This is a genomic window from Algoriphagus algorifonticola (assembly GCF_007655305.1).
Classification (GTDB): domain Bacteria; phylum Bacteroidota; class Bacteroidia; order Cytophagales; family Cyclobacteriaceae; genus Algoriphagus; species Algoriphagus algorifonticola.
In genome coordinates this window covers 196481-212997 of sequence record NZ_VLOG01000008.1, presented here as the reverse complement: position 1 = coordinate 212997, position 16517 = coordinate 196481, and the positions used below count along the sequence as shown (strand labels likewise).

Annotated in this window: 13 protein-coding genes; 1 reads left to right on the top strand and 12 read right to left on the bottom strand. The window is 40.3% G+C overall.

Annotation, left to right across the window (positions count from 1 at the left end; translation table 11 throughout):
* Positions 1–2 precede the first annotated feature (2 nt).
* The 12 genes from FL972_RS01595 to FL972_RS01540 form a co-directional block, all read right to left on the bottom strand.
* Complete coding sequence (locus FL972_RS01595; protein ID WP_186299968.1) at positions 3–1409, bottom strand: TolC family protein; 1407 nt, start codon at positions 1407–1409, stop codon at positions 3–5.
* A gap of 4 nt (positions 1410–1413) precedes the next feature.
* Positions 1414–5247, bottom strand: coding sequence for an efflux RND transporter permease subunit (locus tag FL972_RS01590; RefSeq protein WP_144602671.1), 3834 nt, complete (start codon positions 5245–5247; stop codon positions 1414–1416).
* A gap of 81 nt (positions 5248–5328) precedes the next feature.
* Positions 5329–5742, bottom strand: a complete 414-nt coding sequence (locus FL972_RS01585; protein WP_144602668.1) for an HYC_CC_PP family protein — start codon at positions 5740–5742, stop codon at positions 5329–5331.
* Positions 5743–5816: 74 nt separating this feature from the next.
* A complete protein-coding gene (locus tag FL972_RS01580; RefSeq protein WP_144602665.1) occupies positions 5817–6026 on the bottom strand; it encodes a heavy-metal-associated domain-containing protein in 210 nt (69 codons plus the stop codon).
* Positions 6027–6063: 37 nt separating this feature from the next.
* Positions 6064–7065, bottom strand: coding sequence for a Kelch repeat-containing protein (locus FL972_RS01575; RefSeq protein WP_144602661.1), 1002 nt, complete (start codon positions 7063–7065; stop codon positions 6064–6066).
* A gap of 110 nt (positions 7066–7175) precedes the next feature.
* A complete protein-coding gene (locus FL972_RS01570; protein ID WP_144602658.1) occupies positions 7176–8024 on the bottom strand; it encodes a prephenate dehydrogenase in 849 nt (282 codons plus the stop codon).
* A 212-nt stretch (positions 8025–8236) separates the two neighbouring features.
* Entirely contained in the window at positions 8237–9379 is a 1143-nt protein-coding gene (locus FL972_RS01565; protein ID WP_144602655.1) for a pyridoxal phosphate-dependent aminotransferase, read from the bottom strand.
* Positions 9379–10200 (bottom strand): prephenate dehydratase, encoded by an 822-nt coding sequence (locus tag FL972_RS01560; RefSeq protein ID WP_144602652.1) that lies wholly within the window; start codon positions 10198–10200, stop codon positions 9379–9381. The genes FL972_RS01565 and FL972_RS01560 overlap by 1 nt, the downstream gene beginning before the upstream one ends.
* On the bottom strand, positions 10190–11419 hold the full coding sequence (locus tag FL972_RS01555) for a 3-phosphoshikimate 1-carboxyvinyltransferase (protein ID WP_144602649.1): 1230 nt from the start codon (positions 11417–11419) through the stop codon (positions 10190–10192). The genes FL972_RS01560 and FL972_RS01555 overlap by 11 nt, the downstream gene beginning before the upstream one ends.
* A gap of 25 nt (positions 11420–11444) precedes the next feature.
* A complete protein-coding gene (gene aroB / locus FL972_RS01550; RefSeq protein ID WP_144602646.1) occupies positions 11445–12479 on the bottom strand; it encodes a 3-dehydroquinate synthase in 1035 nt (344 codons plus the stop codon).
* 89 nt (positions 12480–12568) lie between these two features.
* A complete protein-coding gene (locus FL972_RS01545) occupies positions 12569–13666 on the bottom strand; it encodes a chorismate mutase (protein ID WP_144602644.1) in 1098 nt (365 codons plus the stop codon).
* Positions 13667–14057: 391 nt separating this feature from the next.
* The gene (locus FL972_RS01540) at positions 14058–15137 is read right to left on the bottom strand and encodes a bifunctional 3-deoxy-7-phosphoheptulonate synthase/chorismate mutase type II (protein ID WP_144602641.1); all 1080 of its coding nucleotides are present in this window, start codon (positions 15135–15137) and stop codon (positions 14058–14060) included.
* 157 nt (positions 15138–15294) lie between these two features.
* On the opposite strand from FL972_RS01540, the gene FL972_RS01535 reads away from it, so the two are divergent.
* Positions 15295–16470 (top strand): proline dehydrogenase family protein, encoded by a 1176-nt coding sequence (locus tag FL972_RS01535; RefSeq protein WP_144602638.1) that lies wholly within the window; start codon positions 15295–15297, stop codon positions 16468–16470.
* The last annotated feature ends 47 nt before the right edge of the window (positions 16471–16517 follow it).

Genomic DNA, 16517 nt, shown 5'->3' with positions numbered 1-16517 from the left:
TTTTAGTCATTTAAGCCAGATAGATTACCGATTCCCAGGGATTCCAGTAAGGCTAAACTTTTATGTTGTTGTACAATTGCCAATATGGCTTTCAATTGATAATCGAGTAAAATTTGCTGAGTAGCCAATACTTCCTCAAAGTCTTTTCCATTGGAGGTAAAGGAGGTTAAAACCAAATTGAGTGTTTGATTGGCCAGTTCTGTTTGTTCCTGATAAAGTTTGACTTTTCGATTAGCATCTTCTAGATCACGGATAGCCATAGACCACTCCATTGCTAGCATATTGCTTTCCCTTTCTTTTCTCAATACAGTTGCTTCTTTCAGGTAGTTTGTTTCTTTAATTCTCGATTGAGTTTTTTTCCTGTAAATAGGCAAGGTCATAGTCACCATTGGCATGATCATATCATTTCCACCCATCAACATATTTCCTTCAGGTCTGGGCTGAAAAGGCATATAATTTACCCCGGCCCCAAACATAGGCCTCCCATCTAAACGTGCCATTTTCTCTTGCTGATCCAAGGCTGATAGTTCAGAATCATACATTTGAAGCATGGGGTTATGGGTGGTGATGCTGTCTAAAACCACCATTTTATCCCATATTAATGCAGTTGCTTCCAACTTCTCAGGAATGGCTATCGGAGCCTGGATTTCTCTGTTTAATAGTTTATTAAATTTAATTTGAACAGGAGTCAATTGATCCTTCAAGGTTTCAATTGAACTTTCCAGTTCCCTGATTTGCATACGAATGCGAAGTACATCGCTCATTCCAATACCATTATTGCTCATCCCGGAATTCATTGCTTGTGGACTGGAGGTGGACATAGGTTGAGAGTTGCCCATCGAGCTCATCCCGGAAGAACCAGAGCTTATAGATTGAGTATTAGCAGAGCTTTGGGGCATTGGGCTATTGGGACTATTTCCGTTAGATGCAGCTCTGAATTTACTAAGTGCCAGCGTTTCATATTTCTTTAAATACTCTAAATTTTCCTGACTGATTCTAATTTGTTCCTGAATAGCATAGAGCTCGTACCATGAATCTTTAACCTGATAGAATAGCTGATTTTTGGCGTTCAAGAAAAGACTGTATTTGGCCTGAGCCATGTATTTAGCTTCTTCCCTTTGAGTTGCCAGCATCCCAAACCAAGGGAACATTTGCATCAACCTGATATCAGCTATCTGATTTCCCATAAAACGCTCCATTGGCATAGGAAATATTCCCACACTCAATTCTGGATCTGGGAGGCTACCAACCTGAGGCGCAATTTCCATAGCACCCAAGTATTCTTGATAATAAGCTTTCAATTCGGGATTATTTTCTCCCGCTATTACCAAATAATCATCCAAGGATTGTGTCCAGGCTGGGAAGATAATCCAGCATGACATGAGTACTATAATAATTGACTTTCTCATATCCTTATTGATTTTCATCCTCTGTAAATACAGTAGGATTGTTTTTTAACTTTCTTTCTGCCCACCAGCAATAGAGTGTGGGAACTATAAATACGGTCGTTAACTCCAATACCATCCCGCCCAAAGAAGGAATAGCCATAGGAATCATAATATCCGAACCTCGACCAGTAGATGTAAATACCGGTACCAAAGCAAGTAGGGTAGTAGCTGTCGTCATCAAGCAAGGCAGGACTCTTCTTTTACCAGCTTCCAAAACTGCTTCTCGTACCTCTTGGGCTGTTTTAGGAGTATTGCTTTTAAAGCTTTGATCTAAATAGGAAGCAACTACGACTCCATCATCTGTGGCAATTCCAAACAGAGCAATGAACCCTACCCAAACCGCTACTGATAAGTTGTATACTTTCATTTGGAATAATTCCCGCATGTTAGTTCCCAATAAAGAGAAGTCCATAAACCAATCCTGCCCGTACAACCATATCATCCAAAAGCCTCCAGAAAAAGCCATTGCAATTCCTGTAAAGACAAAAAGCGTGGTGGATACCGCTCTAAATTGAAAATAGAGAATAAGAAATATGATAATGAGTGATAATGGAACTACAATAGAAAGTCTTTTCTCTGCCCTGATTTGATTTTCATAGCTTCCTGAAAATTGATATCGAACTCCGGAAGGGACTACTAATTCTCCAGAATCAATTTTGCTTTTCAGATAGCGCTGGGCATCTTCTACCACACTCACTTCAGCAAAACCCGGTTTCTTATCCAATAAGACATAGCCTACCAAGAAGGAATTTTCACCCCGTATCATATCCGGTCCGGGTCTGTAGGTAATATCCACCAATTGCCCCAAAGGAATATAATTTCCCATTGGAGTCGGAACTTGAAGATTGGCAATGGCGTCAGGATCATCACGGAATTCGCGGGCATATCGAACACGTATTGGGAAGCGTTCTCTTCCTTCGACAGTAGTACTCAATTTCATCCCGCCAATAGCAGTCTCAATAAAATCCTGCACATCGACCACATTCATTCCATATCTGGAAATTTGCTCTCGATTGATGTCCAATTCCAGATAAGGCTTACCAACTATTCTGTCTGCGAATACCGCTTCACTTTTGACAGAAGGAACCTCTTTGAGATAGTTTTCTAACTTTAATCCAAACTCTTCAATGGTTTGTAAATCAGGACCATATACCTTAATTCCCATAGGGGCTCTCATGCCAGTTTGTAGCATGACCAGGCGGGTTTCAATGGGTTGAAGCTTAGGAGAGGAGGTGACTCCAGGAATATTAATTACCCCTACAATTTCATCCCAGATATCGTCAGGACTTTTGATTTCTTTTCTCCATTGTCTGAAGTATTCTCCATCAGAATCTGGTATCAACTGTGAAGTGTTGATCAAATGAGGTTCTGAATTCTCTGGATCATGAAAGAGTCCGTTTTTCAATTCATAATGCCCATCCTTATTGACCTTATACCTGATCCTGTTTCCATTGATATCTGTTGCATACTCGCTCTTGTAATTAATGGTATTTTCAAACATGGAAATAGGAGCAGGGTCGATGGCAGTTTCGGCTCTACCTGCTTTTCCAACCACTAATTCTACTTCTGGAATGGCTGTTACTAACATATCCAGTTTTTGGAGTACCTCCTTGTTTTCCTGCACTCCAGAATGAGGCATAGTGGTTGGCATCAAAAGGAATGAACCTTCATTCAAAGAAGGCATAAACTCTTCCCCTAAACCAGGAAATGTATGGCTTAATCCAGACCAAACTGAACTGGTGCGAATATTCCATCCAATTTGGTCAAATGTTTTAGGAATGAATCCAAAAACCGTATTGAATCCCAACCAAATACTGGCAGCCGTTGTGATTACTAGCGCAGGGAAAATTAAGAATGTCTTCTTGTTGTTTAAACACCAGGTAAGGAGTCTTGGATAGGCTTTTATAAACAGAGAGAATCCTCCTAAAACCAGAAGTAAAAGGAGACCTATAAATAGAAAGTTGACAAAAGTGCTGTTGCTCACCCCTAAAGGCATCCACTCTGTAGTCAAAAGTCCTGTTACAGCCACTAAGGTTACTGCTATAATCAGAAATTTCTTTCTAGGCTCTATTTTTTCAGGGAAATGAAAAGCAAGGGTATGAACCAGTCCATATCCAACCAGAACCCAACCTCCCCATGCCCAAACAGTCCAAGCGATCACCAGACCGAGCAAAACCAAGGCATAATTAAAGTACCTGCTTAACTTTCCTTTATAGCCTTTGAATGAGAAGAACCAATGCGAAAATGCCGGCATGATCAAAAGCGTGAAAATCAATGCAGCAACCAATGCGAATGATTTGGTGTAAGCCAATGGTCCAAAAAGCTTTCCTTCTGCAGCCTGTAGTGTGAAGACCGGTAAAAAGCTGATGATCGTAGTACTCACTGCAGTCAGAATTGCTCCTGAAACTTCAGCTGTTGCTTCATAAACGATCTTCAATTTGCTTTTGCCCTCAGGTGCCTGCTCCAGATGCCTGAGTATATTTTCATTGAGAATGATACCCAGATCCACCATGGTACCAATGGCAATAGCAATACCGGATAAAGCAACAATATTGGCATCCACTCCAAAGTACTTCATGAAAATAAAGCACATCAATACAGCTAATGGAAGCAATGCTGAAATCAATAAAGAGGCTCTTAGATTATACACCATCACTATAATGACAATGATGGTTATCAGGATTTGAAGTGAAATAGCTTCATAGAGTGTCCCCAGCGTTTCATAGATCAGGCCCGTTCTGTCATAAAATGGAACCAATGTGACCTTTGATACCGTGCCATCAGCTAATGTCTTGCTAGGTAGGCCCTCAGACAGCTTTTCAATTTCTGCTTTTACTCCCTCAATTACTTCCAGTGGATTGTCACCATACCTTGCAATAACAACTCCCCCTACAGCTTCAGCTCCGGATTTATCCAAGATTCCGCCCATATTTCTGGGCTGAGGGCCAATATTAACCCGCGCTACATCTTGGATCCTGATTGGAACGTTGTTGGTCACTTTGACTACAGCCTGATCCAAATCAGAAAGTTCTTCTACATATCCTAAACCCCGGATAAAATAATCCACCCGATTTACTTCGATGGTATTGGCAGAAACATCCAAGTTGGATTTCCTCACCGCTTCCATCACATCCATCAGGCTCACTCCATTAGCTTTAAGAGCGGCTGGGTCAACATCTACCTGATATTCTTTGATATAACCTCCAACCGATGCGACCTCTGATACGCCTGCCACAGATGTCAGTGCATATCTGACATAATAATCCTGAATGGTTCGGAGTTCGTGAAGATCCCAGCCTCCTACAGGATTGCCTTCAGGATCTCTTCCTTCTAAAGTGTACCAATAAACCTGTCCCAATGCCGTCGCATCAGGACCCAGCTTAGGTTGTACACCTTCAGGTAATAGACCTGCAGGTAATGAATTGAGTTTTTCTAATACTCTGGACCTGCTCCAGTAAAACTCAATATCTTCTTCAAAGATGATATAGATGCTGGAAAAGCCAAATGCTGAGCTAGAGCGTACACTCTTAACTCCGGGAAGTCCTAATAAAGATGTGGTAAGTGGATAGGTGATTTGATCTTCAACATCCTGGGGGGATCTACCCATCCACTCAGTAAAGACGATTTGTTGATTTTCTCCGATGTCCGGGATGGCATCTACAGGAACTGGGTCCCGAGGTAGAATACCGATATTCCAGTTAAAAGGCGCTGTGGCTACTCCCCAAGCAATTATTAGGAGAAGCAAAAGCACGGTAACTAGCTTATTTTCTAGGAAATATTTTATGATGGAATTGAGCATAATTCATTCTAATTGTGCGAATTGAAAATACAAATGGACATTAGGTCCATGCACTAAGCGGAGAAACCGCAAGAATGAATTTTAAATCAAAAAGCTTTGGAACAGAACCTGATAATTCTGTTCAATAGGAGGGGGATAATAATCGTTTACTCTTTGATCTTCCTTCGGAAAAATTGTGGTATTCCATAAAAAAACCTCAATAAAGGCTAAGGCAAAGTGGATATTTACCTGTGAATTTGATTTCTTAAAAGATGATTCTTCGTCAAGCTGTAAATGCTGACTCAGGTTCTCACAGCATCCGCTTGGATCTACATGAGATTTTTCATCATGAGATTGGTGGGATTTAGGACTATCCATTCCACAATCTAAATGACTAGCGGCTAAGCTGAATTTACTGTCCATTTCCTCTCCCATACAAAAATGCGTGGTTTTGGCCATTCCCACAGAGGAGAATAGAACAATCAATGAGAGCGCTATGGAAATAAATTTTTTCAACAGCTCAAATCTACGCAAATATCCACCAAATGTTCAAGTGATTCTTAATAAAATCTGATTTTCAGTACTTTAACTTACTTTGGGTTGGCCAAAAAGCCAGATTTCAGCACAGTTTTTTTGATGTCATCAGGATTTAAATCTACCGTTTTGACGGTTAATGTTTTTTCGGGATCCTGTAAATCAACATTCCATTCAGCAATTCCAGATTCAGCATTCAGGATAGGACTAACTTTGGAAAGGCAGTTACCGCAATTGATATTGGTTTTAAATTTTAGTGTTTTCATACTTGGTTTGTTTCCTTTCAAAAATAGCTTTTCCAAGCTAAAGGTTCCCTTCTATTGAATTTTGAATGGCCTTTTTCCAATCCAAAATCTCTAAAGAATTCAATTCAGGCCCTCCACCTCGATTTGCAGAGCCAGCTGCCACGTAGATTTTTCCTTTAAAAATTACGGCTCCAGTTCCGTGTCTACCCTGATTAAGGCTTGGAAGTATGATCCATTGATTAGTTTCAGTATCTAATACTTCCACTTCTGCGTGAGCTGGGACTTGAGCAGCGCTCTCCCCATTCATAACCACCAAGTACTTTCCAATTCCCAAGTTAGAGTTTCCTGCTCTCGGCGTTGGGATTTGTGTGGTGTTACTTATCCATTTTCCTTGTTTGAAATCAAAGTAATCCACTTCTTCAATGGTAGTTTCCAACACTTTGCCAATAGCGGCATGGGAAGTCCTTCCGCCTGCCAAATACAATTTATCACCTACCATAGCAGCACTGATGTGATCTCTGGCCCTAGGTGCATCTGGCAGGGCTTCCCATTTTCCTGTTTTTGGATTTAGTACGTCAAACCAAGGAACAAATCCTTCATAGTGTCCATCTTGAATACCCCCTGCCATATAAATCAAGCCATCTTTTACCACTACCCCTGCTGATCCCCTTTCCCTTCCCATCGGTAATTTGGGGCCTTCTCTCCACTTTCTTGTTTGAGGATTAAAAATCAATGCTGTAGGAATTGGAGTTTCATGCGGATAAGATCCTGTAAATGCCCCGATAACCCAGATTTCTCCATTCAGAGCCACCGCCTGAAAGTGGCTGATTTCCATGGGAGCATTAGCATATTTTTCCCATTTTTGAGTTTTGGGGTCAAATTTGTCTACCGAGCGAACACCTCTTCCTCCCAGGGCATATAGTTTTCCTTTACATGCTACAAATGAATTTTCATGCCTAGTCATGGCTTCTCCCTGGACTGCTATATTTTCCCAAGAACTTTGGGCATGTACTCCTAATCCAAAGAATAAGCCGATTATTAATAGTAAGATAGGTCTCATAGGTTGTTTTATTTGATTGAATTTACGAGTTCAGACTGGCTCTCTCAATACCTTTTATCAATAAAAAAACCAGGAGATTGTCCTGGTTTGATAATTGAATTGAATAGAGGCTATCTTCCCAAATCCAGAATATCCCGGATTTTGTTAATCTCTTCCAATTCTTTGTAAATGCCCTCTCCATCAGAAGAAGCTATTTTTTCTCTTATAGCTGTCAAATTTGAGATATAGCCATCCAAGGATGCTAAAATATTATCCTTGTTTTCAGTAAGGATAGGTGCCCACATAGCCGGACTTGATTTGGCAAGTCTCACTGTAGAAGCGAAACCGGATCCTGCCATATCGAATATGTTTTTTTCATCCTCCATTTTTTGAAGGACAGTTTTTCCTAGCATAAATGAGGAAATATGAGACAAATGAGAAACAAAGGCCAGGTGCCGATCATGTTCCTCAGGATCCATAAATCTCAGTTTAAGATTCAATGCATCAAAAAGCTCATAGGCTTTTTCTTTCAGGTGGAGGTCTGTTTTCTCCATTTCGCAGAGGATCATGACTTTTCGATCCAATAGATCCGCAAATGCTGCTTTGGGTCCTGAATACTCTGTACCGGCGATGGGGTGTCCTGCTAGATATTGCTTTCTTTTAGGATGACCAGCCAACTGAAGGCAAAGCTTGGACTTGGTAGAACCTAAGTCAATTACCAAGGTATTTTCACCGACCTGATCCAAAGTTTGAATCAACAAGTCTCCCAAAGTATCAGCAGGAGTGGCTAGGATAACAATATCAGTGTCTAGGTCAGGCTTATCTTGGGCTTTAGTAATGATTCCCAAAGTCAAAGCATCTTTCTGGTTTTGGGTAGAAATATCTGTTCCCGTGATGGTCATTTCAGGGAATTTTCTTCTGGCCCCAAGTCCGAAAGAACCTCCCAGAAGTCCTAATCCTACAATATGTATTTTATTCATCTGTTTATATTTTGATTTTTAGAGGTCAGATGGAATGCCCAAGATAATCATCCCCTTGTGTGAGATTTTTCCTCATGGGCATTTCATCTGATTATAATTTGTTTTTAATGGCCATATGGAATCCCTGCCTGCGGCAGGCAGGTCGCACATTTTCCCCGATACTTCGGGGCATCCCAGTGTGTGTCGGCTCCGACATGCTCGATTTCATAATATTAAGGTTTGATTCGTTTGATTGCCTCTAAAATTTTGAACTCTGGCATACAGAGGGAAATTCTCACGTAATTTTCTCCTCCTGAACCAAAGATTTTTCCAGGCGTGATAAAGATATTTTTCTCATACAATAGATAATCGACCAATTCATCTGCTGATTTTCCTTCAGCAATTTTGCACCAGACAAAGAGTCCACCGTTAGACTTGGAATAAGATAAATCCAGTAGGTCTGCCAGCTTCCAAACCAGCTTACGTCGGTTTGTGTAGAGCTCATTTAAATCCTGAAACCAATTTTTTCCCAACCTAAGCGCTGCAATGGCACCTTTTTGAATTCCTAAAAACATCCCAGAGTCCATGTTGGATTTGACCTTCATGACAGCTTTCACCCATTCATCCTTTCCGCAAAGCATGCCTACTCTCCATCCCGGCATATTGAAAGTTTTACTCAGAGAGTTAAGCTCCATCGCTACTTCTTTGGCGCCTGATACCTCCAATAAGCTGATTGGCTGAGGATTCAAAATGTGCGAATAGGGATTATCATTGATCAGGATCAGCTGATTTTGCTTTGCAAAGGCGATTAATTTCTCAAACAATTCCAGACTTCCCAAGGCTCCGGTTGGCATTTGAGGATAATTCACCCACATCAACTTGACTTTGTTACAGTCAAGAGAATTCAATTGATCCCAATTTGGATTTCCTGACTCATCCAATTCATAAAATATGGATTCAGCTTCCAACAATTGGGTGACACTCCGGTAAGTGGGATATCCTGGATTTGGAATAAGCACTTGGTCCCCGGGGTTTAAGAAAGTCATGCTGATATGCATAATACCTTCCTTTGAACCCATCAAAGGAAGAATTTCAGTCTGTGGATTTAACCTTACACGAAACTCTCGTTGATAAAATTCAGCCATGGCCACCCTAAGCTCAGGGATTCCCTGATAAGCTTGATATCCATGAGATTGCGAATTTTCTGCTGTATGGTTTAGGGCTTGAATTACTTCTTTGGCTGGAGCCAAATCAGGACTTCCTATGCCCAAATTGATAATGGGCTTCCCATCTGAAATCATTTGATTGACTTCTTTGAGCTTGGCGGAAAAATAGTATTCCTGTACCTCCTCAATGCGCTTTGCAAATCCCTTCATTATTTTCTGCTCCTGTATTCCCCAAAAATTTTAACATCCCCAAAATCCCTTTGGATAAGATTCATCGCATCCCGATAATTTTCATAATTCGTAAAAACCGCATCAATGAAAAAGGAATATTCCCAAGGTTTTTCAATGACTGGAATAGATTGAATTTTACTTAAGTCCAATCCTTTATAAGCCAGCATACTGAGTAATTGGGCGAGGCCCCCTTGCTCATTTTTGATGGTTACTTTGAAAGAGGCTTTGTTCGATCCCTCATCTGAAGGATTGATTTTATTTGCCAATAAAATAAAGCGGGTAAAATTGCTTTTAACAGTTTGTATATCCCTTGCAAGTATTTCCAATCCGTAGATTTTTGCTGCTATTTCCGAAGCAATTGCGGCTAGGCCCTCACTTTGTTCCTGGCGAATTCTTTTGGCTACCGTTGCTGTATCTATATCATCTACTTGCTTCATATTTGGATACTGGGCAAGAAATGTTTTACACTGCAATAAAGCCATTGGGTGGGAGCGAACCTCCCGAACCTGCTCGATTTTTTGGCCAGGTAAAGCCATCAATTGATGAGAAATAGGCAAGTAAAATTCGTCAGTTATAAATAGCTCATACCGATCGAGGAGATCGTAATTAGGTAAAATAGCTCCAGCTATGGAATTCTCTATAGCCATCACTCCAAAATCAGCTTCTCCCTGAGAAATGGATTTTGCCACTGCTTCAAAAGTATTGAAAGGAAGAATTTTAGCCTCACCTCCATAAGCCTTTAAGGCCACTTGATGATGGAATGAACCAGGGATTCCCTGTATGGCAATTTTAAGACTCATGTTTTGAAATATCTATTCCGGCAAGCTGGCAATGTTTCCAGAAACTAGGATAGCTTTTATTCACCACATCCGGATCCTCGATTAAAACTTGAGTTTTTGTCAAAAGAGGCATAAATGCCATCGCCATTCTATGATCATCATAGGTGTGAATTTTTACCTCATGTGGCATAGTCACAGATGGAATCACCTGAAATACTTCTGGCTCAATTTCCTTAAGTTCAGCATTAAACTTGGCTAATTCTTGCTGTAAAGCATAAATTCTATCAGTCTCCTTTATACGAAGACTTTCCAGTCCCGTGAATCTCGCATTTTGGCCAATGATTGCGCAGGTAACAGCTACAGTTTGAGCCAAATCGGGGCAATGTGTAAAGTCAAACTCTTCCAATCCCTCCACAGGGATTTTTTCCAACAAAACACCATCCTTTTTGAAGCTGCTTTTCACGCCGAGTTTGGACATGATTTCCACAATTTTAGAATCTCCCTGTAGGCTATTTTCTTTCAATCCTTTCAAAAAAAGTTGACCGGAATCAGCACAGGCTAATAGGCTAAACCAATAACTTGCCCCAGACCAATCGCTCTCCACCATGAATTGAGTTGGCTGATAGGCTTGGTTTTCGACTTTAATGGAATTGCCTTCCCAAGTGTAGTTGATGCCGAACTTGGCCATCAGTTCTAAAGTCATTTCTATATAGGTGCGGCTTCCCACTTTTCCTTCCAACTCAATTTCCAGTCCTTTAGGTAAAATAGGAGCAATCATCAACATGGCGGAAATGTACTGACTGGACACATCTCCTCGGATTTTTACTGCAGATTTTGTTTGTTCAGTAAGCCCATGAACCGCCAGAGGAGGATAACCTTCCACATTCATATAATGAATTTCAGCACCTATTTCTCTTAAAGCGTCAACCAAAATCCCGATAGGTCTTTGACACATTCTGGCCGTTCCTGTCATTACTTTATTTTGATTGGTGACAGCAGCATAAGCTGTTAGAAATCGCATTGTCGTACCGGCATCCAATACATCATATACAGGAGGATTGGTTTGAAGCAGGCGAATCATAGTCTGCGTATCTCTCGCTTCTGCCAGGTTCTCTATAGTGTTTTGACCTTCAGTCAAAGCATCTATAATCAATACCCGATTAGATTCGCTTTTAGAGGAAGGAAGAGGGATAGTGGTGGGAGTAAAAGCTGATTTCTGATTCAGTTTTAGTAGCTCCATAGTGTCAGTTGGCAAGGTAAATAGGTTACAGGTTTTGATAATAGGTTAGGGCAGCTGCTATTTCGCTTTTGTTCACAGGAACATTATAGGTGCAGCTTCCTATTTTTTCCAATAAGGAAAATAAAATCTCCTTTCCTTCATTTTTTTTGTCTTGGAGACAAAGGTTCAATACGGGTTCAAAATCTGATTTATTGAGTCTGATTTTTCCATATACTTCCAAAAGATTCTGGGTGATTTGCTGAAGATCGGCAGAAGACATTTGACATTTTTCGACGGACAACCAAGCTTCGCAAATCATTCCTGCGGCTATAGCTTCTCCATGCAACAAGTGATTTGAACCATCCAGGAAATGTGTTTCTAAGGCATGTCCTATGGTATGCCCAAAATTGAGGATCTTCCTTAAGCCGGCCTCTTTCGGATCTTCTTGCACAACCGATTTCTTAATTTCCACGGAATGTGAAATCAGACTCCTCCAGTCATTTTCTTTCCAATTTTGAAAATCTAAATTTTCAAAATATCCTTTGTCCCGAATAAGTCCATGCTTGATGATTTCTGCAAAGCCTGACCTTAATTCGTTCGAAGGAAGTGTATTGAGAAAATGCGGGCAAATAAGAACTAGTTCTGGTTCATTAAAGACACCGAGATGATTTTTGAGACCTTCAAAATCAACCCCTAATTTTCCTCCCACACTGGCATCTACCTGAGAAAGTAGGGTAGTAGGCAAATTGATAAATCGAATGCCCCTTTTGTAAATACTGGCGCAAAAACCACCCATATCTCCCAACACTCCTCCTCCCAAATTCAAGACAAGAGCCTTTCTATCCAAGCCCGCCTCGGTCATTTCTGTCCAAATTTCAGCGCAAGTTTCTAGGTTTTTATGCTTTTCCCCAGCAGGAAATGTGAAATGAAAATAAGATTCCGGCAAGGCATCTTTAATCAGAGGAAAACAATATTCTTGGGTGTTTTCATCTGTAAGGATAAATAGGGAAGAATATGTAAGGGAAGAAAGTGCCTCAGATAGACTTTTAGATGGATGTTCCGCAATAATTATTGGATTCACAAAACTCAAGTTTAAAACCTAAAGGTACATCAAATTAAGAAAGGGAAGGGTAGATTCTTCCCTTTCTTTAAGGTACTCAGCCGTATTTGTTATTTCTTGAGAGGCTCTGCTTCCCGAAGTTGTTTTTCCTGTCTCTTCACAGATTCTTCGTGGATACAATAAAGCAATTCTTTCATGAATTTTTCGCTCAACTGCTTAGCCACTCCTTTTTGAGTTCTGCTTTCCATTACTTCTTTCCATCTATTAGACTGGAATACAGTCAAGTGATGCTCTCTTTTATGCGTACCAATCTGATCAATCACGGCAAATCTTTCTTGCAAAATATCCAATAGCTGGTCATCTAAATGATCTACCGCTCTTCTCAAATCCTGCAACCTTTCGTCAGGCTTCATATTTTCCAAAGGCTCTTTGAAGTCAATTGATTGAATCATTTGTTTCAAAGCTTTTGGTGTTACTTGCTGCTTGGCATCAGACAAGGCTTTGTCAGGGTCATGATGAGTTTCTATCATCAGTCCATCCAAACCAAAGTTCATAGCTCTTTGAGCAACTTCAAGAAGTCCATCTCTTCTTCCAACAATGTGGGAGGGATCATTGATTACTTCCATTCCTTGCCAAACGCGCTTAAGGTGGATAGGCATTGACCAATTAGGCTTGTTTCTGAAGCGCTTATCATAAGCATCAGAGAAACCTCTGTGAATTGCGGCTAATTTGTCAATACCCACTGCATGCATTCTTTCCAAAGCACCCATCCAAAGGTCTAGATCAGGATTCATTGGGTTTTTGACCATGACAGGAACGTCCGAACCTCTCAATGCTTCCGCAATCTCCTGAACCGCGAATGGATTAACTGTGGTACGAGCTCCAATCCACAATACATCAACTTTATGCTTTAGTGCCAGTTCAGCATGTGCAGCATTTCCAACTTCCACTGTAATCGGAATATTGAGGTGATGTCGGACGATCTCCATCCATTTTAATCCTTCTTCCCCAACTCCTTCGAATGATCCTGGTCTTGTCCTAGGCTTCCAGATTCCTGCTCTAAATAATTGAGGAACAGTGTTTTCTTCTTTCATCTCCTTGCAGATCTGTTCGATTTGCTCTGGAGTTTCTGCAGAACAAGGTCCTGCGATGATCAAAGGGGAGCTTAGTCCCAATCCCCAATCTTTGATTTGCTTGTGTGGTTTCATACGGCTTGAGCGTTTAAATGAAAAAAGCCCGACTCTTTCGAATCGGGCTTTTGTGATATTTATTTTCTTTTAGTTTTTGGCTAGACAATACACAGCTCCGATTCGATTTTTCATTCGAAAGTAAAAGTAAAAGAAAGTAAAATAGATCGCTGCTGTGATTAACATGCTGTAAATGTAAGCGGAGGAATTTTAATTGCAAAATATTTTTTTCATCAATTGATTATCAATTATGTAAAGTGAAGGGCTCTTCTTTGCATTTATTTCAAATGAGATAAAAATATAGAAGCAATTCAGAATAATTAATCGCTAATAAATATATTAGTGGAATTATATATTGAAAAATAATTTTTCAACAAATAAAAGAATACTTCCTTTCATTATATCACTTGCTTCAATTGTTTGATTCTATTTTATCCAAAATTTCTGTTTGGGTTCGAATAGACTCTTGATGTAGAATTCCGAAAATCTCCCGAATCAATTCTGAGTTCAATCCTAAGGATTCTCCCCACCTAGGTCGGCTATCGAAAATCTCTTTCCAACGCTCCATCTGCAATACGGCCACGTTATTGAGTTTTTTGTATTCACCAATTTTTTCAACCAATTGCATTCTCCTGTGCAAAGCTTCTAATAGGTCATGATCTGCTTGATCAATCTGACTTCTTATTTCTGCCAATTGATTGAGCATTTCTGCAGCTTCAAATTTCACCTTTCTGGTTTTCAGCTGAGAAAGCATGAATTCCAGGTTTTTAGGAGTTAATTGTTGAGCAGCATCGGACCAGGCTTGATCTGGATTACAATGGGACTCAATGATCAAGCCATCAAAATTTAAATCTAGCGCCTTTTGTGCAATGATGGGTACTAAATCTCTTTTTCCAGAAATATGACTGGGATCATTAATCATCATTAAATCCGGGAAATGAGTTCTGAATTCAATCGGGATCTGCCAGAGAGGGGAGTTCCGGTGAATTTGATCTCTAAAATTTGAAAAACCCCGATGTATTACTGCCAAATCTTGAATCCCAACTTTTTGAAAACGCTCAACAGCTCCAATCCAAAGGCTTAAATCTGGATTGACAGGATTTTTAATCATCACCGGAATATTTACTCCTTTGAGACTTTCGGCTATTTCCTGAACGGTAAATGGATTGACTGTGGATCTTGCTCCAACCCAGAGTATATCAATTTCATGAGCTAGGGCTTCCTCAACATGTTGGGCAGAGGCAACCTCTATCGCAAATTTGACTGTGTATTTATTTTTAATTTCCTGGATCCAAGGAAGGGCAATGGATCCTAAGCCCTCGAAACTCCCTGGTCTTGTCCTTGGTTTCCATACACCTCCGCGTATTAAGTTGATGCCTTGAGATACCAATTCCTGAACAGTATTATCCAGTTGTTCGGGGGTTTCTATGCTGCATGGACCTGCAATAATCAAGGGCTTAGAATGGGGATTTTTATCGAAAAGGGTTTCCAAAATATTCGCATTTTTGTTCTTTAAAACTCAAGTAAGGCCTGCTAGGTTTAAATTCCTGATTTTTTGATTTTTTCAGAATCAGATTCTATCCAAATATCCCAACAAATCATCTGCTGCAGAGGTTTTTTTAATATCTTTGCACCTTTATTTGAGCAATATGCCAGTAAAACCCAAAATTTCTTTCGAGAATCTAGAAGTTGCTTTCGCTTCTAAGAGCAATGCGGAATTGCGTAAAATGTATTTGATTTTCGCAACTCTCAATAATAATCTGATCTCCGATCTGGGTATTGGATTAGCAAATTTGGCCTTTAAACTCAAACTTCCGGTCAAAGGTATCATGAAAAAGACCATGTTTGGTCATTTTTGTGGAGGAGAAACTATCAAGGAGTCCATTCAAGCTTGTAAAAAGTTGGCGGAATACAGGGTAGAATCTATTCTCGATCTTTCGGTAGAGGGAAAAGGAGATGAAGCCAGCTTTGATAAAACCACGGAGGAGATTTATCAGACTTTGGTCGAATCAGCCAAAACCGCTTACATGCCTTTCGGTGTATTTAAAGTAACCGGACTGGGAGATTATCATATCATGATCAAAATCCAGAATGGAGAAAAGTTAAGTAAAGAAGAGCAAGCTGCTTTTGATAGGATGAAAGCTAGGGTGGATAAACTTTGCAAAGCTGCTCATGACTTGGGATTAAGGATTCTTGTGGATGCAGAAGAATCTTGGTTCCAAAACGTTATTGATGATCTGGCCTATGAAGCCATGGAAAAATACAATCAAGACCGTTGTGTAGTCTATAACACCTATCAAATGTATAGGCACGACTCTTTGTCAAGATTGCAAAAAGCCCATTTGGTAGCTCAAGAAAAAGGCTATTTGTTGGGCGCCAAACCCGTAAGAGGTGCCTATATGGAAAAAGAGCGGGAAAGGGCAGAGGAGATGGGTTATCCTGATCCGATTCAACCTAATAAGGCAGCCACTGATAGGGATTATGATGCAGCCATCGCCTATTGTATTGAGAACGGGATTTATCTGGTTTGTGCTACCCATAATGAAAAAAGTAGCCTTCAACTGATAGATTTGATGAACCTCAATGGGATAGACCCTAAGTCAGACCTGGTTTTCTTCTCTCAACTTTATGGGATGAGCGATAATATTTCCTTTAATCTGGCTAACTCGGGATATAGGGTGGTAAAATATGTTCCTTACGGCCCTGTAGAAAAAGTGATGCCATATCTAACCCGAAGAGCAGCAGAAAACAGTTCCATAGCTGGACAAAGCAGCAGGGAGTTTGAGCTGGTGAAAAGGGAAATGAAAAGAAGAAAGAGGAATTAAAAGTGTGAAGTCTGAATTCAGAAGGCTGAATTTGAAATCAGAAAGCT

Coding starts and splice junctions, on each gene's coding strand:
- FL972_RS01595 (WP_186299968.1), bottom strand. CDS start 1,409: ATGAGAAAGTCAATTATTATAGTACTCATGTCATGCTGGATTATCTTC.
- FL972_RS01590 (WP_144602671.1), bottom strand. CDS start 5,247: ATGCTCAATTCCATCATAAAATATTTCCTAGAAAATAAGCTAGTTACC.
- FL972_RS01580 (WP_144602665.1), bottom strand. CDS start 6,026: ATGAAAACACTAAAATTTAAAACCAATATCAATTGCGGTAACTGCCTT.
- FL972_RS01575 (WP_144602661.1), bottom strand. CDS start 7,065: ATGAGACCTATCTTACTATTAATAATCGGCTTATTCTTTGGATTAGGA.
- FL972_RS01570 (WP_144602658.1), bottom strand. CDS start 8,024: ATGAATAAAATACATATTGTAGGATTAGGACTTCTGGGAGGTTCTTTC.
- FL972_RS01565 (WP_144602655.1), bottom strand. CDS start 9,379: ATGAAGGGATTTGCAAAGCGCATTGAGGAGGTACAGGAATACTATTTT.
- FL972_RS01560 (WP_144602652.1), bottom strand. CDS start 10,200: ATGAGTCTTAAAATTGCCATACAGGGAATCCCTGGTTCATTCCATCAT.
- FL972_RS01555 (WP_144602649.1), bottom strand. CDS start 11,419: ATGGAGCTACTAAAACTGAATCAGAAATCAGCTTTTACTCCCACCACT.
- FL972_RS01545 (WP_144602644.1), bottom strand. CDS start 13,666: ATGAAACCACACAAGCAAATCAAAGATTGGGGATTGGGACTAAGCTCC.
- FL972_RS01535 (WP_144602638.1), top strand. CDS start 15,295: ATGCCAGTAAAACCCAAAATTTCTTTCGAGAATCTAGAAGTTGCTTTC.